This window comes from Rheinheimera maricola (assembly GCF_016918075.2).
In the GTDB taxonomy this organism is placed as follows: domain Bacteria; phylum Pseudomonadota; class Gammaproteobacteria; order Enterobacterales; family Alteromonadaceae; genus Alishewanella; species Alishewanella maricola_A.
In genome coordinates this window covers 176,371-194,327 of record NZ_JAERPS020000002.1, presented here as the reverse complement: position 1 = coordinate 194,327, position 17,957 = coordinate 176,371, and the positions used below count along the sequence as shown (strand labels likewise).

General features: G+C 49.4%; 19 protein-coding genes. 8 read left to right on the top strand and 11 right to left on the bottom strand.

The window, feature by feature from the left end:
* Window positions 1–153: 153 nt before the first annotated feature.
* The 4 genes from I4W93_RS06590 to I4W93_RS06575 all read right to left on the bottom strand — a co-directional run bounded on the left by I4W93_RS06590 (window position 154) and on the right by I4W93_RS06575 (window position 5,603).
* Window positions 154–3,267 carry an efflux RND transporter permease subunit gene (locus I4W93_RS06590; protein WP_205309442.1) on the bottom strand — a complete coding sequence of 1,038 codons (3,114 nt, stop codon included), beginning with the start codon at window positions 3,265–3,267 and terminating at the stop codon, window positions 154–156.
* A gap of 11 nt (window positions 3,268–3,278) precedes the next feature.
* Window positions 3,279–4,505, bottom strand: a complete 1,227-nt coding sequence (locus I4W93_RS06585; protein ID WP_205309441.1) for an efflux RND transporter periplasmic adaptor subunit — start codon at window positions 4,503–4,505, stop codon at window positions 3,279–3,281.
* A gap of 62 nt (window positions 4,506–4,567) precedes the next feature.
* Window positions 4,568–4,945: a hypothetical protein gene (locus I4W93_RS06580; protein WP_205309440.1), complete on the bottom strand. Its 378-nt coding sequence runs from the start codon at window positions 4,943–4,945 to the stop codon at window positions 4,568–4,570.
* Between the two features lie 25 nt (window positions 4,946–4,970).
* Window positions 4,971–5,603, bottom strand: coding sequence for a 2OG-Fe(II) oxygenase (locus tag I4W93_RS06575; protein WP_205309439.1), 633 nt, complete (start codon window positions 5,601–5,603; stop codon window positions 4,971–4,973).
* Between the two features lie 105 nt (window positions 5,604–5,708).
* On the opposite strand from I4W93_RS06575, the gene I4W93_RS06570 reads away from it, so the two are divergent.
* Window positions 5,709–6,332, top strand: a complete 624-nt coding sequence (locus tag I4W93_RS06570) for a flavin reductase family protein (protein ID WP_205309438.1) — start codon at window positions 5,709–5,711, stop codon at window positions 6,330–6,332.
* Between the two features lie 170 nt (window positions 6,333–6,502).
* On the opposite strand, the gene I4W93_RS06565 is transcribed toward I4W93_RS06570, so the two are convergent.
* From I4W93_RS06565 to I4W93_RS06555, 3 genes are read right to left on the bottom strand one after another with little or no spacing between them, the layout of a single operon-like run.
* Window positions 6,503–7,390, bottom strand: coding sequence for a hypothetical protein (locus I4W93_RS06565; protein ID WP_205309437.1), 888 nt, complete (start codon window positions 7,388–7,390; stop codon window positions 6,503–6,505).
* Entirely contained in the window at window positions 7,387–8,034 is a 648-nt protein-coding gene (locus I4W93_RS06560) for a hypothetical protein (protein ID WP_205309436.1), read from the bottom strand. Before I4W93_RS06560 ends, I4W93_RS06565 begins: the two co-directional genes overlap by 4 nt.
* Entirely contained in the window at window positions 8,009–8,569 is a 561-nt protein-coding gene (locus I4W93_RS06555; RefSeq protein WP_205309435.1) for an RNA polymerase sigma factor, read from the bottom strand. Before I4W93_RS06555 ends, I4W93_RS06560 begins: the two co-directional genes overlap by 26 nt.
* Window positions 8,570–8,708: 139 nt before the next feature.
* Here I4W93_RS06555 and I4W93_RS06550 point away from each other — a divergent pair, with 139 nt between their 5' ends.
* Window positions 8,709–9,293, top strand: coding sequence for a DUF3833 domain-containing protein (locus I4W93_RS06550; RefSeq protein ID WP_205309434.1), 585 nt, complete (start codon window positions 8,709–8,711; stop codon window positions 9,291–9,293).
* A 29-nt stretch (window positions 9,294–9,322) separates the two neighbouring features.
* Here the strand turns inward: I4W93_RS06550 and I4W93_RS06545 are convergent, their stop codons facing one another.
* From I4W93_RS06545 to I4W93_RS06535, 3 genes are read right to left on the bottom strand one after another with little or no spacing between them, the layout of a single operon-like run.
* Entirely contained in the window at window positions 9,323–9,916 is a 594-nt protein-coding gene (locus I4W93_RS06545) for a DUF4136 domain-containing protein (RefSeq protein WP_205309433.1), read from the bottom strand.
* Window positions 9,917–9,931: 15 nt separating this feature from the next.
* Window positions 9,932–11,458: a response regulator gene (locus I4W93_RS06540; protein ID WP_205309432.1), complete on the bottom strand. Its 1,527-nt coding sequence runs from the start codon at window positions 11,456–11,458 to the stop codon at window positions 9,932–9,934.
* Between the two features lie 26 nt (window positions 11,459–11,484).
* Window positions 11,485–11,874, bottom strand: coding sequence for a DUF2721 domain-containing protein (locus tag I4W93_RS06535; protein WP_224673306.1), 390 nt, complete (start codon window positions 11,872–11,874; stop codon window positions 11,485–11,487).
* A gap of 216 nt (window positions 11,875–12,090) precedes the next feature.
* Between I4W93_RS06535 and I4W93_RS06530 the strand changes: the two genes are divergently transcribed.
* From I4W93_RS06530 to I4W93_RS06520, 3 genes are read left to right on the top strand one after another with little or no spacing between them, the layout of a single operon-like run.
* Window positions 12,091–13,407 (top strand): coiled-coil domain-containing protein, encoded by a 1,317-nt coding sequence (locus I4W93_RS06530; protein WP_205309431.1) that lies wholly within the window; start codon window positions 12,091–12,093, stop codon window positions 13,405–13,407.
* Window position 13,408: 1 nt separating this feature from the next.
* Complete coding sequence (locus tag I4W93_RS06525) at window positions 13,409–13,762, top strand: putative signal transducing protein (protein WP_205309430.1); 354 nt, start codon at window positions 13,409–13,411, stop codon at window positions 13,760–13,762.
* Window positions 13,743–14,357, top strand: a complete 615-nt coding sequence (locus I4W93_RS06520) for a YjaG family protein (protein WP_205309429.1) — start codon at window positions 13,743–13,745, stop codon at window positions 14,355–14,357. Before I4W93_RS06525 ends, I4W93_RS06520 begins: the two co-directional genes overlap by 20 nt.
* On the opposite strand, the gene rsmD is transcribed toward I4W93_RS06520, so the two are convergent.
* Complete coding sequence (gene rsmD / locus I4W93_RS06515; RefSeq protein ID WP_205309428.1) at window positions 14,354–14,977, bottom strand: 16S rRNA (guanine(966)-N(2))-methyltransferase RsmD; 624 nt, start codon at window positions 14,975–14,977, stop codon at window positions 14,354–14,356. The genes I4W93_RS06520 and rsmD overlap by 4 nt on opposite strands.
* 82 nt (window positions 14,978–15,059) lie before the next feature.
* Here rsmD and ftsY point away from each other — a divergent pair, with 82 nt between their 5' ends.
* Genes ftsY through ftsX form a run of 3 tightly spaced genes read left to right on the top strand, consistent with a single transcriptional unit; the run spans window position 15,060 to window position 17,898 of the window.
* Complete coding sequence (gene ftsY, locus I4W93_RS06510; protein WP_205309427.1) at window positions 15,060–16,229, top strand: signal recognition particle-docking protein FtsY; 1,170 nt, start codon at window positions 15,060–15,062, stop codon at window positions 16,227–16,229.
* Window positions 16,230–16,231: 2 nt separating this feature from the next.
* A complete protein-coding gene (gene ftsE, locus I4W93_RS06505) occupies window positions 16,232–16,918 on the top strand; it encodes a cell division ATP-binding protein FtsE (RefSeq protein WP_205309426.1) in 687 nt (228 codons plus the stop codon).
* Window positions 16,915–17,898: a permease-like cell division protein FtsX gene (gene ftsX / locus I4W93_RS06500; RefSeq protein ID WP_205309425.1), complete on the top strand. Its 984-nt coding sequence runs from the start codon at window positions 16,915–16,917 to the stop codon at window positions 17,896–17,898. Before ftsE ends, ftsX begins: the two co-directional genes overlap by 4 nt.
* Window positions 17,899–17,957: the final 59 nt, after the last annotated feature.

Here is a 17,957-nt window from a genome sequence, read left to right as displayed (position 1 = left end):
TCGCCACAGTGGGGTTACGGGCATCCTGCCCTCCACCAGGCGGACCAGCTGCGCTGACCAAATTCGTTCCGGACGAATTTGTTATCCGCCTTCGCTAACGCGAAAAAAGTCTGTGGCTGCGCTATCGGCAACTATCTCTGCTTTGTTTCAGCATCAGTTTACCGGTAATGTCCGGCGCAGTAGCAGAAAATACAGTACCGGCATCAGCAACATCGACACCAGTGGTGCGGCTATCATGCCGCCAAGCATTGGCGCGGCGATGCGCTGCATCACCTCGTTACCGGCACCGCTACCAAGCATAATCGGCAGCAAGCTGACAATAATCGTTAGTACTGTCATGGCCTTTGGCCGCACCCGCTGCACAGCCCCTTGCATAATGGCCTGCCACAGTTGCTGTTGGTTTTGCGGCTGAATGTCTTGTACCGCCCGTTTTAAATACAACAGCATAACCACGGCAAACTCGGCGGCGACACCGCTTAGCGCAATTAAGCCCACAGCCACGGCGACCGACAACTGATAATCGAGTAAATACAGCAGCCACAGGCTACCGCTAAGGGCAAACGGCAGCGTAACCAGCACCAGCACGACATCACTGAAGCGGCGGAAGGTTAAATACAGTAACAGCACGATGAGCAATAGCGTAAAGGGCACCAGTTGCTCCAGCCGCTGCGATACCCGCTGCATATACTCGTATTGGCCGCCGATACTGACACTAACCTGCGCTGGCCAACGTTGGCTCGCCAACAGATTTTGCAGCTGTGCTATATAACTGCCCAGCTGCGTTTCTGCCGGTAAGTCGATATAGACCCAACTGGTTAAACGGGCGTTTTCGGCGCGGATCATCACCGGGCCATTTACCACCTCTACTTTTGCCACTTGTTCAAGCAGCACATAAGCGCCGTCGCGGCTTTGCAGCGGTAGCTGGCGAATATCATCCGGGTGGCTGCGATAATCGCGCGGAAAGCGCAGGCTGATATCGTAGCGCTCGCGGCCCTGAATACTTTGCGCTACCGGCGCGCCGCCAATGGCAAAGGCGACGTATTGCTGCAACTCGGTTAAGGTGATGCCGTAGCGGCCCAGTTGGCTTAAGTCCGGCGTAATTTTTAGGTAAAGGCCATCTTCGGCGCGCTCGGCAAACACGGAGCGGCTGCCAGGCAGCTGCTTAATCTTGGCTTCCAGCTGCTGTGCTACCGCTGAAATAGTGCTGAGATCCGGCCCGCTAACGCGCACACCCACCGGGGTACGAATACCGGTAGACAACATATCAATGCGGGTTTTTATCGGCGGCAGCCAGGCGTTGGTTAAACCGGGTACCTGCACTGCGGCGTCAAGCTCGGCAATAATATCGTCCAGCGTAAAACCAGCGCGCCAATGGCTTTGCGGCTTAAGTTTAATGCTGGTTTCCAGCATAGTCAGCGGCGCCGGGTCGGTTGCGGTGTTGGCGCGGCCGCTTTTACCCAGCACGGTTGCTACCTCGGGCACGGTTTTAATTAAGCGGTCGGTTTGCTGCAGTAATTTGGCTGCTGTGGCCGGGCTTAAACCAGGCAGGGTGGTGGGCATATACAACAAGTCGCCCTCGGCAAAGGCCGGCATAAACTCGCTGGATAAACGCTGCCACGGCAACAGGCTTGAAGCCAGTGCCAGCACACTAAGCAGCACTAAGGTGGTTGGAAAACGCAGGCACAGTTTAAGCAGTGGCGTATATAGCGCGATTAAGCCGCGGCTGAGCGGATTTTTCTGCTCTGACGGAATTTTGCCGCGTAAAAAATACAGCATTAATACCGGAATTAACGTAATTGCCAAAATAGCGGCAGAAGCCATAGCAAAAGTTTTCGTGTATGCCAGCGGGGCAAATAAACGGCCTTCCTGAGCTTCGAGCATAAATACCGGTAAAAAGCTGACGGTGATCACCAGCAAGGAGAAAAACAGTGCCGGGCCGACATCCAGGCAGGCATCGATAATGGTTTGGCGAAATTCAGCTTTGCTCAGCTGCCTGCCATCGGCTCTGGCCTGTTCGAGCTTTTTATGGCCGTGCTCTACCATTACAATAGCGGCATCAACCAGGGCGCCGATAGCAATGGCGATACCGCCTAAGCTCATTACGTTGGCGTTAATACCCAGTTGCTGCATCAGTAAAATACTGGCCAGCAGCGCCAGCGGTAAACTGATCACGGCGATTAACGCCGAGCGCGCATGAAGTAAAAACACCAGACACACCAGCGCTACGACAGCCATTTCTTCCAGCAGCTTTTGGCTTAAATTGCTGACGGTGTTTTCAATTAATTCTGAGCGGTCGTACACGGTTACCAGCTCAACGCCGTCGGGCAGGCCGTTTTTTAACTCCGCCAGTTTGCGTTTCACCGCCGCAATGGTGCTAAGCGCGTTTTCGCCATGGCGCATAACAATAATGCCGCCGACTACTTCACCTTCGCCGTTAAGCTCGGCAATGCCGCGCCGTGCGCCCGGCACAGTTTGTACACTGCCGATATCGGCCAGGGTTAACGGGTAGTCGGCGCTGTTACGCACACCGAGCGGCACCGCTGCTAAATCAGCCAGTGACTGAATATAATCACCGGCCTGCACCAGCAGTTCAGTTTCAGCCACTTCAATAATACTGCCGCCTTGTTGCTGGTTGTGGCTGTTTATTGCGGCAATAACCTGGGCCAGGCTAACGTTGAAAGCGCGCATTAAGCGCGGTTCCAGCTGCAACTGGTAGGTTTTTGCCATGCCGCCAATGCTGGCCACTTCTGCCACGCCGGCGACGCTTTGCAGCTCTGGTGTCAGGTAAAATTGCTGCAGGCTGGTAAGTTGCTCCAGTGATAGTTGCGCATTTTTTGCGCTCAGCGCATATTGAAAAATCCAACCGACGCCGCTGGCATCGGGGCCTAAGGTAGCCTTAGCGCCATCAGGTAAGCTTACCGTTTGCAGATATTCTAATACCCGTGAGCGCGCCCAGTAAGGGTCAGTGCCGTCATCAAAAATCACATACAGGTAGCTGTCGTTTGGCATGGAAAAGCTGCGCACAGCCTTGGCCTTGGGTACAGCCAGCAAGGCGGTCGATAGCGGATAACTGACTTGCTGCTCGATAGTTTCGGGGGTTTGGCCCGGATAGCTGGTTTTAATAATTACCTGCACGTCGGATAAATCCGGCAGTGCATCCAGCTTAAGTTGCTGGCTGGCCTGATAACCAAATAATGCCAACGCCAGTGTGGTTAATAATACCAGCAGCGGGTTTTGCACCGACCAGCGAATAATAGCTTTAATCATCGCGTTAGCTCCTAATGCTGGTGGGCATTGCTGTTGCCTGGCGGCAACTGGCTTAAGCTGGCCTCTGCGTCAAGCAAAAACTGGCCGGATACCACTACCAGCTCGCCTTGATGCAAGCCGGACAGCACTTCAACATAGCCCTGAGCACTGCTGCCGGTGGCGATAGTGCGCACGCTAAAGCTCTCGCCATTTTGCACTACCACCCGGCTGCTGTTGCCGTTTAGCAGCACGGCATCACGCGGCACCGCCAATACATCTTTAAGTGGGCCACCGTATAGTCGCACCGGTAGCAGCATATTGGGTTTAAGCAGTTGCTTGCCGTTATCCAGTATCAGCCGCACCTTGCTGCTGCGGCTTTGTGCATCCAGTGCCGGGTAGATGTAATCCACTTTGGCATCTATGGCACTCAGCTGCTGAGACGGAATATCCACTTCGGCGCTCATGCCTTTATACAACCAGCTTTGTTGGGCTTCGGCCACATCAGCCAGCAACCAGACACTGTTTAAACTGGTAATTTCTATTAAGGTATCGCCCGGGTTGATATACATGCCATCGCGCACGTTTAACATGGTGACTACGCCATCCTGATGGGCGTACACCGTGATCTGATACTGGCTTTGCCGGCTTTGTTGCAGTTGGCCAATGTCTTTGTCAGTCAGGCCAAGCAGGCGCAGGCGGGTTTCGGCACGTTTAACTAAACTGGCGCTGCGCTCGCCGTTTTGTTTGCTGACAGACAATGCCTGCAAATAATCGTCCTGGGCTACCAGTAAATCGGGGGCATAATAGCTAAACAGCTTGTCGCCGGCTTTAACGCGTTGGCCCATGCTGCGTACATACAGCTGTTCTATCCAGCCCTCAGCACGGATATGGCTGTGGTGAATCGCATCTTCGGCGTACTGCACCTTGGCAAAGGTGTCGATAAAACGCCATAAGGTGCGCGGGGCAGCCGCTTCGGTGCGGATAGCCAGTGCCTGTTGCATGGCACCGTTTACCTGCACCTTCGCCGTGTTTTGCTGACGCTGGCGCACCAAAACCATGTTACAGATAGGGCAGTTACCGGGTTCGCCCTGCTGAATATGCGGGTGCATCGGGCAGACATATAAAGGGCTGGCTTCGGCTAATATGCCAGCTGCTGCGACCGGGCTGGCATGGGCATGGCCGCTGTGATCCTGCGCTTGAGCCGATAGTGTTAGTATGCCCTGCAGTAATAGCAGTGCCAGAACGTAAAACTTATACATAGTATTTTCCTGAAACGGTAATTAAGCCGCGTGCTTAAGCACGACATTAAAAACAAACGTTATCAGGCGTTTATAGGTGGCGGCGGGTCTTCAGCAAAAAACCATTGCGGTAGCGTCGCTATATGTTGGGCTACGGTAGTGTTGGGGCGGATATAACGGAATAATTCAGTAGCTAATAGTGCCCCTGTAGTGGCGCAGTGCTTGGCGCAGCAATCACTTTTACATTGATGCTGCGGTTGTTCGCAACAGTCATGTTCAGTTTCTACCGGCGCTACCTTTGCTGCACTGTGGCAGGGCATTTCAGTAGCGGAGTTGGCAGCTTGTTGTTGCGTGCTGTGCTTGCTTAGCGCATCGGCCAAGGTATAGGCATGCGCAGTTTGCACCGATCCGCTAAAGCCGGATAGTGCCAGGGTAATTAACAGTAAGTAACTGACTAACATGCGCATGGTGCTAATGATAGGGGTTTTAGCTGGCTGGGTCCAGCACGCCATTAATACTGGCATTTTTGCGAAACCAGCCGGCGATGCTGTAGCGGCTGTCAATGGCCGGTAATACTTCATGCGGAAAACGCTCGCTTTCAAACAAAACCAGGCTGCCAGCTGTGGGCAACAATTTATCGATCAGTTGCTGCTGTTCGTTATACAACGCCAGCTCACCGCCGGCGCTGACGCTGTTCAGGTAACTTACCGTGGTAAGAACCCGATTAGAGCGGCCGCTAAAAGCATCAACATGCTTTTGGTAGTAATCACCCCGGTTGTAACGGGCAAAGTGGCATTCAAAGTCGAACAAGCCTAAAAAGCAGCGCCGGTTAAATGCCTGCTGCAACTGCGCCATTAACGCCAAATATTGCTGCTGGGCGGCGCTTTGGCCATCAAACCACTGCGTAGCATCACGACGGATTTGCTGATTTAACTGATGTGCGTTTTGCCGGCCGATGCCGGCTGGTGTCAGTTGCGCTTCGTGTTGTGCTTCATGCAACAAGGCGGCATTTAGCTCGCGGCTAAGAAAGTTTGGCAGCCAAACCCAGCCATGCTGATAAAAAGCGGCAATAATGGCATCAAAATTCAGCGCGTCGCTGGCTAGCACAGCATTGGACATTGCAAGGCTCGTTAAAAAAGTTAGGGCTATTGTCGCGCAAAAGCTTACGCAGCCAAAGCAGATTTTGTTAGGCTGCGCACATGTCGTTTAACCTTGCAGAGCTTTATGTCTGATAATCGCTATTTTTATGAACCGGCCAAAGGCCATGGCCTGGCGCATGACCCGTTTAATGCCCTGGTAGCACCGCGGCCAATTGGCTGGATTTCTTCCCAAGACAGCGCGGGACAGCTAAACCTGGCGCCCTACAGTTTTTTTAATGCTTTTAATTACACGCCGCCGATTATTGGCTTTGCCAGCACCAGTTACAAAGATACGGTGCGCAATATTGAGCAAACCGGCGAGTTCTGCTGGAATCTGGTAACTAAGCCATTGGCACAAGCTATGAATCAAACCAGTGCCGCTGTGGCGCCGGACGTGGATGAATTTGCTCTGGCCGGATTAACCGCGAAAGCCTCCAGCATTATAAAGGTGCCGCATGTGGCCCAAAGCCCGGTAACCTTTGAGTGCAAGCTAAGCCAGGTGCTGCAGCTCACTGCGGCTGATGGCAGCAAGATCACCACCTGGATGGTGTTTGGCGAAGTGGTGGGAGTGCATATTGCACAGCATTTGCTGGTAAACGGCATTTATGACACTGCAGCGGCGCAGCCGGTGTTACGCGGTGGTGGCCCGGCGGACTATTTTGTTGCAGATGCAACAACGCGGTTTCAGATGCACCGGCCGAAGCTTTAGTACATCAGACAGCTGTAATGCTGAGCTGCTGAGTGAGAATCGGCTTGCCCTAAGCCAACCGTTGAAGGCATGGATGCCTGAGTCGAGCCCCCAGGGATGGGTTTACGGCGCGTTGGCGTGGGCAAACCGGTTCGTTAGCTTTCACCGGCAGTATTGGTACCGATTTTATGCTAGAACTGATAGCTGGTGGTTTTGGCCAGTAAATCTTTGGCTTTAATTTTCCCTGTCATGCACTGGTTAATATCGGTCTTTTTAACCACCCAGTAATAGCGCCCTTCGCTGCCGCGGTTGTTCACCTGCAAGGTAACATATTCGTTATCCGGCATATCGCGCAGGCTGGCGCCGTAATCACACAACACCTGGCTGAACTTCTCGCCAACTGTTTTCAGCATGGCAGCTGTTTGTTGCTGCTGTTCAGCTAATTGCTTTGCCCGCTGCTCTTCCAGTTGTTTGCGGGTTAACGACGCTTCTCTCTCCGCTTCAGTCAGTTTTTCCTGCAGCAGTTTGGTTTTTTGTTGCAACATCTGCAGCTCCTGCTGCTGCTCTTTGTCCAGTGTGGTCAGGCTTTTATTAAATTCGATATCACGTTTTTCGCGTTCGGCATCCCGCAGCTCCCGCTCTATTACCCGCTGTTTTTCTGCAATGCGGTAGGCTTGGCGATGCTGTTCGTGCATCTGCTCGGCCATGCTCTCTGCGGCCTCTGCCATTTCCTCTGCATCACTGCTGTCGAATTCAAATTCAAACTCACTGCCCGGCAGGGGCGGCAAGGGAGCAACCGGTGCTGCAGGGGCTGATTGCATAGTGATATTTCTGAACTGAAACCTGTGCCGGCTGCCGCTGCTGGCTTGAAACAATATGCCTTGGCCGCTTAGGTAACTGTATTGTAGTGACGACAGCCTGGCCTGTTCACTGTCTTTAAACGCAGTGTGCAAAATGGTCTGCAGGATATCGGCATTTTTCTTCAGTGCCGGGCTGACGTCTGCCGCCAGCAGTGGGTTGTAACCGATAACTGCAGCGCAAGCTGCAACACATAATGAGATACGACCTAATGTAATCATGGTTTTACCACTCCGCTGTCTGTTGGGGTTAAATAGTAGCTGTCAGCAGGGCGATAGCCGGCCTGCATCGGTTGATAGTTTTCTTGCCAGTATTGCCAGTCAGACTGACGTTGCTGGTTCAGGTATTCCACCAATTGCAGCATATCGCTGCGCTGGTCGCGCTTTAGTTCGTCCTGTAAATAGTCTTTTAACAGCACCAACTGCGAGCTGGTATTTTGTTGCTGAAAATCCAGTTGCTGTGCCAGCCATTGTTGCTGTTGTTGTCGGTACGCGGTAAGTGCACTGGTTACTGCTGCCTCTACCTCGGCTTTAGGGTTATGCCAGCTGAGCGTCAGGCTGCCATCCTGCAAACGAAACTGTGCCGGCGATAAGCTGATCAGCATTGCCGCACAGGACAGCGCCAGGCTGACTTGCGGCCACCAGCTGCGTTTGGCTGCCGGTCGTTGCCACTGGCCGGCAAAAGCACTGCTGGCGTCAAACACCGGTAGAACCGCAAACTCAGGTGTTTTGGCATCAGCATGTACTGCCAGAGCATTTTGCAGCCGACCATACCATAGCGTGTCGTGTTGCAGTTGCTGCGCACAGTGCTCAGCGCTGATTTTACCTTCGAGCCATTGCTCAAAAATTTGCTGATTGTTCGACATGGTCGTCCTCCAACTGCAGGCGCAATTTATCCAACGCGGCATAAAACCGCGATTTAACCGTATTAGCAGAAATGGCCAACTGGCCGGCAATTTCATCAAAGGTGAATTGCTGATAAAACTTCAGCTCCAGTACCAGCCGTTGTTCTGGCGGCAAACTGCGCAACTGTTGGCGCACCTGCTGCTGTTGTTGTGTGCCGGCCAGCTGTTGGCTTAAATCCGGGGCATCGTCGGGCAACTCTGCCAGGGCATCATCATTATCGCTGTACTTGCGTTTACGTAGCATGTCCATGGCGCGGTAATTGGCGATGCCAAATAACCAGCTCTTAAAGCTGCTGTCGCCGCGGTACTGGCCTAAATTACGACACAGCACCATCAGTACATCCTGTAACAGGTCGCTGGCGTCTTCTTTCGAGCCCAGCAGGCGCAAGCCAAAGTAAAACAGCGCTGCCTGGTGGCGGTTTACCAGTTGTTGCCAGGCGTGCTGGTCGCCATTCAACGCTTTGGCAATTAAGCTCTCGTCACTGCGTTTAAACACGATATTATTATTCTCTGCTGGTTTTGCTTAATAAGTCGGGCCGACAATATATTTAGTTTGCCGCTGTTGAGGTTTTTTTGCATTTTTTTGGGCTACATTGTGATGTCAGCCGTAAATTTCGCCATATTAAGGAGGGGTTATGCAAAAATTTTCGTTATTAGCCATTGCGGCATTGGTGTCTGGTTGCAGTCAGTCGGTGTCGGAGTATAGCAATGAGACGCCGCAGTTAAAGCTGGATCAGTTTTTTCAGGGTGAAAGCCGTGCCTGGGGGGTGCTGCATGACTGGCAAGGTAAACAAAGTGTGCGTTTTACGGCGGAATTGTGTGGCAGCTGGCAAGGGAGAAACGGCAACTTATACGAGCTGTTTTACTTCAGCGATGGCCGCATTGAGCAGCGCCACTGGCAACTGCAGCAAAATGCAGATGGCAGTGTAACTGGCAGTGCGGGCGATGTGATAGGCCAGGCAAAAGGCCAGCTGGCCGGTAACAGCTTATATTGGGAATATACCCTGCGTATTCCTTATGACGGCGACACCCTGGACGTAAAAGTAAAAGACTGGCTGTACTTAATTGATAACGAAAACCTGGTTAATCGCACGACTTTGCATAAATTCGGTGTAACGGTAGGTGAGCTAACGTTGTCTATTCAGCAGCAAAATAAAAACGCCGACTGTGCGGCGCTACAGGAAAAAATTCTACAGATGGTGCCGGGAACTGCGTTTTAGCTGTGAGTTCCGGTTGCGCTGCCGCAGTACTATGACTGCGGTACACTCTTACGGCTGGGGTATTGCTGAAAAATTAATCCGACAACCTCAGCAATAGCTTGCTTTGGATTTTCTAAATCAGATTTTTTCAGTGTGCCTTCTGAAACGCCTTCCCACACTAACTGTTTTTGCGCTGCGTCAACAACATCTATATTTACCGTGCCATATTTGTAGCGAATGGTATCTATATCATTATTATGCAGCGGGAAACCTGCATATATGCCCCGACGGTAATTGTAGTAGCCGTAGTGCACGTTAGCTGTTGGCATCGAGCGTATGTCGGTACGGTTCTCTACATTGGAGTTGAAGTTGACCAGTAAATCGGCGTTGGTTTCACTATATTGATAACCTAGGGCAGTCATCTCTGCACTTATGGCGTCTTTAAAATGTTGCGTAACCAGAGTGGCGTAACCGGCTTTATCGGTAGCGGGTTCCGGCATAAAAGCAAAGGTTTTGTAGCTGGAGAAATTAATATTTTCAGCAGCATCGGATCGCACCTTAGGCCCACTGGCACAGCCTGTTATCACTAAGGTTGCCACTGCCGCGCAGGTAATAACTAACTGTTTCATGTTCTTGAGTAGCATATTGTTGTCCTGTAATTAATCTGGATAAGCATCGCGTATGGCGAGAAATGCATCTAGATGTTTAAGTAATATATCTGCCAGGGCCGGGTCAAAATGTTGACCACTTTCGGCGGCTATTAGTTCGATAATATCGTTAAGTGGCCAAGCCTTTTTATAACAGCGATCACTGCCCAGAGCGTCAAATACATCTGCCAGCGCGGTAATGCGGCCGGCGATATGAATGTTGTGTCCGCTCAAGCCTTGCGGGTAACCTTTACCATTCCATTTTTCATGATGCTGCTGCGCTATAATGGCACCCATCTGCAGGATCTCGTTATTGGAATTTTGTAAAATCTGGTAACCCAATTCAGCATGTTGCAGCATGATCGCCCACTCTTCTTCGGTATGTTTACCTGGCTTATTCAGGATGTGGTCCGGAATAGCGATTTTACCCAAATCATGCAGTGGAGAAGCTAACTTAATCTTCTCAGCTTCGAATTCGCTTAACCCACATTTTACCGCCAGCAAATAGCTATAGTTTGCTACTCGTTTTACGTGACTACCCGTCTCTTTGGATCGCTTTTCTACCGCTTCACCAAGAATGTATGACAACTCACGCTGACTTTCGCGCATTAATTCACGTAAGCGAATATTTTCATAGGCAATGGCGATATTGTGCGAAAAGTAGCTTAACAGTTGATGATCAGTTTGTTCTAACTTACTGCCTTTGCTCACATAAAGAAAGTTTTCGCTGCCTTTATGAGTAGTGAAGTAGCCGATAAAGCAGTCCTCACCATAATACGACTGTTTAGCCTGCTGAACGTGTAAAATTTTGCTGACAACATCGGCGGGTAGCGTGCTGGGTTTGGCAGAGTTACTACTGGCAATTACCTCCAATGCAACATCGTTATGGTCTACGTTATTGATGGCTGCACAACAGTATAACTGCTCGCGTTCAAGCCCAAGCAAGAAAGCAACTTGCCCCAAAATTAACGAGGCAAACTGGCGCAGCGAGCTGCATTGTAAAAAACTGGTGGTGCAGCCAATAATTTTTTCTAAGCCGGCTTTATGGTTTTCAATAATACAGATATCACGATAAGAGCGAAGAGCAGCATAAAATAGCGTTTTTAATTTAATTGCGGTGACTTCGGTTTTGTTCTTGTAATCATTAATATCATAATCACGGATTACGTGCTCTTCAGGCGCTTCGCCGGGCTGCCCCGTGCGCAATATCAGGCGCATCCGTTGGTTTTTAATGTGCTGCCGAATGATTTTGACCAGCTCAAGACCGGCATGTTGAGTTTCCATAACAACATCAATTATTGCCAAAGCAATATCCGGATTACTGACAATAATTTTCTCTGCCTCGGCGGCACTGTAAGCATGCAGTAGCCGCAGTGGGCGTTGTTCAAATTCGAAATTGTTTAGTACCAAAGCGGTAATTTGATGAATGCTTTCATCATCATCCACAACTAAAGCCATCCATGGCGCAGCCATATTGGGCTCTGGCGGACTGTCGTCGCTAACTAAGTCTTCATCAAACAGAAAATTTTCATTGCTCATAGTGGTATCCGCTGCCGTTACGCTAATCAGCCATTCTGCAGTGATTCAAGTTCTATATTTATTGCATCACAGGAGATTTGGATCTCATATAAAGAATAGAGCAGACTAATTAATAAGCTAATCAGACTAATCACGAACAACAATTGGCCGGCAATTTGCCATGACATAAACAAGCAAAACATGGCGCTTGTGCATAGAACAAAACTAAGCACAGCAAAGGCTTGCATGGTTTTAATCAAAAAAATCCGTTTGCGCAGATTAGATATTTGCCGTTTGGCCAAATCGCGCACATTATCGCCCTCACGTTGATTTAATTCGCGGATCAATTGTGCTAATACTAAAAAGCGGTTGGTATAAGCCAGCAGTAACAACGAGATAGCTGGAAATAGCAATGCCGGTGTTGTCAAGCTCATCATATTTAAGTTCCTGTTATGAGAAATTAAAATGTTAAAAAATCAAAAGTATCAATAGCGTTAGCTATCAGTGACAACTCATATTACACTAAACAACGGCGTAGTATGCCACAGCACAAATACCTGCTAAGGTAAAGGTATTGGTGTATTTATCTGTTGACGATGCAGCCTTTGCAATTGTGTAATTGCAAGTGCTGCCGAGTAAAGCGAGAGCTGATAATGAATGCAGTGAAAAAAAATAATAATAAAAATGAGCAGCAAGTTATTGCCGAATTGACGCAGGCGGCGCAACAGCAGTTGGAAGCCAGCCTGGTAGATTTTTCCAGCCAGTTGCTCAATACCCAGCAGCAGCAATTAACGCAGTTCGCTAGTAGCGTGTTGGCCGACAGCCAAAAACAATGGCAGCAGCGGCTGATTGAACAGGAACAAGCGTATCAAAAATTATTTAAGGACTGGCAGCAAACTAAGCAGCAACTTGATTTGGCGGTGCCGGTAGCGAATGCAGATAATCAGGAACTGTCCAAATTACGTCAGCAGCACAAAGCGCTTAGCGTTCAATTGGAGCAAACCGCTGTGCAATTGTCGACATTGCAGCAGCAACACCAGGCTAAAGCTCAACAAGCAGAGCAGTTAACGCAGCAATTACAACAGTTGCAGCAAAGTGACTCTGCTAGTGCTGAGACTGCTCAACAGTTACAACAGACCGAGTCACAGTTAGCGCAATTACAACAGCAGCTCGCTGCCGCTCTAGCAGATGCAGAGCAGGCGAAGGCCGCTGCGCATGAGTTAAAACTGACGCAACAACAAGCGAAAGTAGAATTAAAGCTAGCCACTGAGCAGCAGCAAAAGCAGTTACAGCAAATAGAAACCCTGAAAACCAGTAATGACTCGCAGTTAGCTGAGTTGCAACAGCAACTTAATGGCTTAATGCAACAACTTGAATTGCAGCAGCAGACGCATCAAGCAGAGTTGGCGCGTTTTGGCGATATTGAAACCGCAAATCAGGACAAACTGCAAACAATTGCCAAACTGCAACAGGAAGTACAAGACCGTAAGAAAACCCAGGAGCTGCAACAGCAAAAAATTCAGCAACTGCAGCAGCAATTGGATACGGCTAACGCGGCTCAAGAAACTGCGCAGCAACAGTGGCAGCAGCAACTTGATACTGCAACAATAGAACTGGCTGACGCGCAACAGCAGTTATCTCATGTGATGAATGAATCTAGTGATTTGGGTTCGGAGTTAACTAAACTGCAAGCTGATTATGTTAATTTAACCGAGCAATATCAGCAGCTGCAAAGTAAGCACCAGAAAATTGATGCCCAGCTTGAGCATGCACAAAATCGCCAGTATGCAGCTGAGCAAAAACAACAGCAGGAAGCTGATAGCAGCCGCGAACTGATCCGCACCTTACGCGGTGAACTGGCGCAGCAGCAAGAGGCACATCAGTTACAAGTTCAAAGCTTGGAAGAGCGTATGATGGAATTTAAATTAAAGTTCGAATATGCCCAGAAGCAGTTGAAGGTAACCGGTTAACGTGGAGCTTTTACACCCGGCTGACGTTGAACAATGGCAGCGGGTGTATCAGGCTGCCAATAGTATTGAGGCAGGCCTGGTGCAGGGCCTGTTACAGCAGTCAGTTATCCTTGTGCAGCTCAGCGGAGAGTTTCTTGCTGGCGCTGCCGGTGAACTGCCATTGACAGATGTCGGAGTGCAATTGTGGGTACCGCAGCAGCAGTTTTCAGTAGCACAGCGTATAATCAGCCACTATTTAACACAATTACAGAATGAACCAGCACAATGGCATTGCGGCTGCGGTGAGCTTAATTACCAAAGTTTCGAGGTCTGCTGGTCGTGTTCTCAGGAAAAAGATGAAAGCAAAAGCGAATAATTTTCAAACGATGCGAGAATTGGGTTTTTATCAGCAAGCCGCTGTCGCCGCGACCTTGCTCGAACGTATGTTGCCTAACTATCAATTATTTGCTGAAGTAACCAATAGCGGTGATGCCGAGCTGCCCAGACATATTCTTACCTTGGTATGGGAGTGGTTAACAGTTAAAAAAGCGAAAATAAATTTTTCAAAGCTGTCTGAAGAATTAGAGCTAGTTACGCCAGATGTAAATGACTTTGACATTTTTGGCGTTTACCCTGCAGTGGATTGCGCTACTGCACTGGATATGATGTTAAGCGGCATTGAGCAGCAGGATGCGGGTGAGTTTCTTAACGTTGCGAAAATTTCTCAAGCAACGGTGGCCAGGTTGATAGAGCACGATAGTATTGATGCTGACATAACGACAGAAGCTGAGCTGAAAAAAATTGTACGTGATCATCCGTTAATGCAGTATGAAATGGATTGTTTAGCCGAATTAATAGCCCTTGTCAGCACAATTGCGCAGTTTGGCCGGGAAGAGCGGCAGTTACTGCAAAATTGGGTAGCCGAGCAGGGCTTAACCAACCTAGGCATGGAACTTATCAGCACGGATTAGCCGCGCTGATATAACCTATACGCCAACTGTCCGGCTATTTTTTCTTTTATCAACCGCCAGTTTGCTGGCACAGCGGTAAGTAACAACTCTTTTTCGGTTTCAAGATAAACGAGGGCGTCTTGGGTTAGCCACTGTTGTTGCTCTAATGCCTGGCAGCAGTCAAGCGCAAGACCTTGGCGAAATGGCGGATCAATAAATACCACACTGAATTGCTGTGTTGCATGGCCCGACAGCCAGCTTAAACAGTCTTGATTGACGACTTGTGCATTATCGCATTGCAACTTTTGCAGATTTTGCTGCAAATGACGTGCTACAACAGTATCACGCTCTACTAAAGTGGCTTTTGCTGCGAAGCGTGACAGTGCCTCAATGGCCAAACTGCCACTGCCGGCAAAGCAGTCAAGCACGATGGCGCCACTGATATCATGCATCAACCAGTTAAATAGCGTTTCCTTTACCCTGTCTGTGGTGGGGCGCAAGCCAGCTGCATCCAATACAGCCAGTTTGCGGCCGCGCCATTTACCACTAATTACCCGCACTTCACCGGGAGCGCCAGCTACTGCAGGCAAACGTTTGTTTGCTGCTGCCGGGCGTTTTATTTGACTTCTTGCTTGTTTCATCTAATCCGTTTTGCCTTTAACACAAAGGTGTTAGTATAACGGCCAAGTTTACCTTAGTTTTTATCTGTATACACTTGAGCTTATGAGCAAAAAAAATAAACTGTTTTCCTGGCTTGGTTTCGGTAAAGATGACGACCAGGCACAATCCGCAGCACCCGATAGCCCGGTACCTGGCAACGACGCTGCCGCTGGTCCGACCCAATCCACTGATGATGTATTGCGTAATGCAGCCGATATTGTAGCTGATGTCGCTGAGGCACAAGCAGATGCAGTACTCGGTACTGCCACGCAACATACTAATGTCCCATCTGTGGCAGAACCGATAAAAAAGGCCGGCTTTTTTTCCCGTCTAAAGCAAGGGTTGGCAAAAACCAGCCTGAATTTAGGCTCAGGTCTGGCTGGATTGTTTAGCGGGCGTAAAATTGATGAAGAGCTATACGAAGAGTTGGAAACGCAGCTGTTGCTGGCAGACGTAGGGGTTGATACTACGCAAAAGCTGATTCGTCAGCTGGAGCAGCATGCGGATCGTAAAGCGTTGAAAGACTCTTCATTGCTGTTTGACAAGTTGCAGCAAGACATGGCAGCGTTGTTGGCTGATGTTGAACAACCTTTGCAGCCTGTCAACTCAGAGGGGCCTTTTGTCATTCTGATGGTGGGCGTTAATGGGGTTGGTAAAACGACCACTATTGGCAAAATGGCGCAGCAATTTAAACAGCAAGGTAAAAGTGTAATGCTGGCAGCCGGCGATACCTTTCGTGCTGCTGCGGTAGAGCAGTTACAGGTATGGGGCGAGCGCAACCAGATCCCTGTAGTGGCACAGCATACCGGGGCGGACAGCGCTTCGGTTATTTTTGATGCTTATCAGGCGGCAAAGTCGCGCAAAGTTGACGTTTTGATTGCAGATACCGCAGGACGATTGCAGAACAAAGCCCACTTGATGGAAGAGTTGAAAAAAATTGTTCGGGTGTTGCAAAAAATTGACCCGTTGGCACCACATGAAGTCATGCTTACACTTGATGCTGGTACCGGTCAGAATGCATTAAGCCAGGCTAAAGTCTTTAACGAGGCGGTAAATCTCACCGGCATTAGTTTGACTAAGCTAGATGGTACAGCTAAAGGCGGTGTTATTTTTGCGATTGCGGATCAGTTTAAATTGCCACTGCGCTATATCGGTGTCGGAGAAGGTATTGACGATCTGCGGGTGTTTAATAGTCAAGATTTTATTCGTGCGCTATTTAACCGGGACAGTTAACTATGTTGGAGTTTGATCAGGTTAGCAAAAGCTATCCGGGTGGTTTTGTCGCGCTGGATCGCGTTAGCTTCAAACTAGAGAAAGGGGAAATGGCGTTTTTAACCGGGCATTCCGGCGCTGGTAAAAGTACGCTGTTAAAACTTATTAGCCTGATCGAGCGACCTTCCGTTGGGCGAGTGCTAATAAATGATGTAGATCTCAGCCGGATCCGCCGCAACCATATTCCCTATGTACGGCGCGACGTGGGTATTATTTTCCAAAACCATCGGCTGCTGATGAATCACACCGTATTTGATAACGTCGCGCTGCCTTTGGTTATTGAGGGCTTTAGCGGCAAAGATATGGTGAAGCGGGTGCATGCCGCGTTAGATAAAGTAGGCTTGCTGGATAAGGCGCGTTGCTTGCCGCAAACCTTGTCAGGTGGTGAACAACAACGTGTGGGTATTGCCCGGGCAGTGGTAAATAAGCCTCCACTGCTATTAGCAGATGAACCCACGGGTAACCTGGATCCAGATTTATCCAAAGATATTATGCGGGTGTTTGAAGCGTTTAATCAGGTGGGTGTATCTGTGTTAGTCGCTACGCATGATTTAGGCTTGGTCGCGCGGATGAAATACCGCACTTTAACGCTACGACAAGGCAAAATGATTAATGATGGGCTGCTGCAATACCAGGAGGACCCATTATGAGTATATTGTTTTCTGGTCGGGTTGGCAGTGGTGCGGCTGAGCGGAAAATCGGCTTAAGTCGCCGCTTTGTGATGTTTTGGGTAAACCATGTCCGCCAGGCGCTATTCAGTCTGGGGGAGCTTTGGCGTACACCATCGGCTTCTATTTTGACCATTGGCGTGCTTGGGGTTAGCCTTACATTACCAGCAACCCTGCATTTAATGGTAAAAAATGTGCAGCAGGTTAGTGACAGTTTTACTCAGGCTGCTGAAATAAGTTTGTTTATAAAAGACGGTAGCTCCGAAGCACAAATCAGTAGTCTGCAGAAGATCCTGCAAGCCGACAATGATATTGCCCGCGTGACGTACATCAGCAAGCAACAAGCGCTCGACGAATTTGCACAGGTGAGTGGCTTCGGCCCGGCATTAACCTATTTGAATGAAAACCCATTGCCCGATGTGTTGTTGGTACTACCAAAAAATACCGGCGCTGACAGTGCCCGGCAGTTACTTAACCGGCTGTCAAAAGAGCGCATAGTAGAATTTGGTAAGTTGGATATCGACTGGTTAGCACGGCTCGACGCTATTATCAGTTTGTTGCGTCAATCGGTGTTGGTGATTGCTGTATTGTTGCTGGGCGCGGTATTGCTGATTATTGGCAACACTATCCGCTTATCTATTATGAACAAAAAAGATGAAATTGAAGTAATGAAGCTGGTTGGTGCCACCGATGCTTTTATACAGCGGCCGTTTTTGTACAGTGGGATTTGGTATGGCGTATTCGGTGGTTTACTGGCGTTCTTGATTGTTGAGGCTATGCTGTGGTGGCTGCAGGGAGCTATCGTCAGTGTGACGTCTCTGTACGACGGTGAGTTTAGCCTGATGGCATTAAGTTTGATGGAGTTTATCAGTTTAATGGTGTTAGCGATGCTACTTGGTCTCAGCGGTTCTTACTTATCGGTGCGCCGACATATCACTGCAATTGAACCAACCGGCCCTTAATAGCGTTTAATTATTACTTTTCAGTTTTTAGAATAAGCAGATCTAAAAACTGCAGCAAC

Coding starts and splice junctions, on each gene's coding strand:
- I4W93_RS06590 (WP_205309442.1), bottom strand. CDS start 3,267: ATGATTAAAGCTATTATTCGCTGGTCGGTGCAAAACCCGCTGCTGGTA.
- I4W93_RS06585 (WP_205309441.1), bottom strand. CDS start 4,505: ATGTATAAGTTTTACGTTCTGGCACTGCTATTACTGCAGGGCATACTA.
- I4W93_RS06580 (WP_205309440.1), bottom strand. CDS start 4,945: ATGTTAGTCAGTTACTTACTGTTAATTACCCTGGCACTATCCGGCTTT.
- I4W93_RS06575 (WP_205309439.1), bottom strand. CDS start 5,603: ATGTCCAATGCTGTGCTAGCCAGCGACGCGCTGAATTTTGATGCCATT.
- I4W93_RS06570 (WP_205309438.1), top strand. CDS start 5,709: ATGTCTGATAATCGCTATTTTTATGAACCGGCCAAAGGCCATGGCCTG.
- I4W93_RS06565 (WP_205309437.1), bottom strand. CDS start 7,390: ATGATTACATTAGGTCGTATCTCATTATGTGTTGCAGCTTGCGCTGCA.
- I4W93_RS06560 (WP_205309436.1), bottom strand. CDS start 8,034: ATGTCGAACAATCAGCAAATTTTTGAGCAATGGCTCGAAGGTAAAATC.
- I4W93_RS06550 (WP_205309434.1), top strand. CDS start 8,709: ATGCAAAAATTTTCGTTATTAGCCATTGCGGCATTGGTGTCTGGTTGC.
- I4W93_RS06545 (WP_205309433.1), bottom strand. CDS start 9,916: ATGCTACTCAAGAACATGAAACAGTTAGTTATTACCTGCGCGGCAGTG.
- I4W93_RS06540 (WP_205309432.1), bottom strand. CDS start 11,458: ATGAGCAATGAAAATTTTCTGTTTGATGAAGACTTAGTTAGCGACGAC.
- I4W93_RS06535 (WP_224673306.1), bottom strand. CDS start 11,874: ATGATGAGCTTGACAACACCGGCATTGCTATTTCCAGCTATCTCGTTG.
- I4W93_RS06530 (WP_205309431.1), top strand. CDS start 12,091: ATGAATGCAGTGAAAAAAAATAATAATAAAAATGAGCAGCAAGTTATT.
- I4W93_RS06520 (WP_205309429.1), top strand. CDS start 13,743: ATGAAAGCAAAAGCGAATAATTTTCAAACGATGCGAGAATTGGGTTTT.
- rsmD (WP_205309428.1), bottom strand. CDS start 14,977: ATGAAACAAGCAAGAAGTCAAATAAAACGCCCGGCAGCAGCAAACAAA.
- ftsY (WP_205309427.1), top strand. CDS start 15,060: ATGAGCAAAAAAAATAAACTGTTTTCCTGGCTTGGTTTCGGTAAAGAT.
- ftsE (WP_205309426.1), top strand. CDS start 16,232: ATGTTGGAGTTTGATCAGGTTAGCAAAAGCTATCCGGGTGGTTTTGTC.
- ftsX (WP_205309425.1), top strand. CDS start 16,915: ATGAGTATATTGTTTTCTGGTCGGGTTGGCAGTGGTGCGGCTGAGCGG.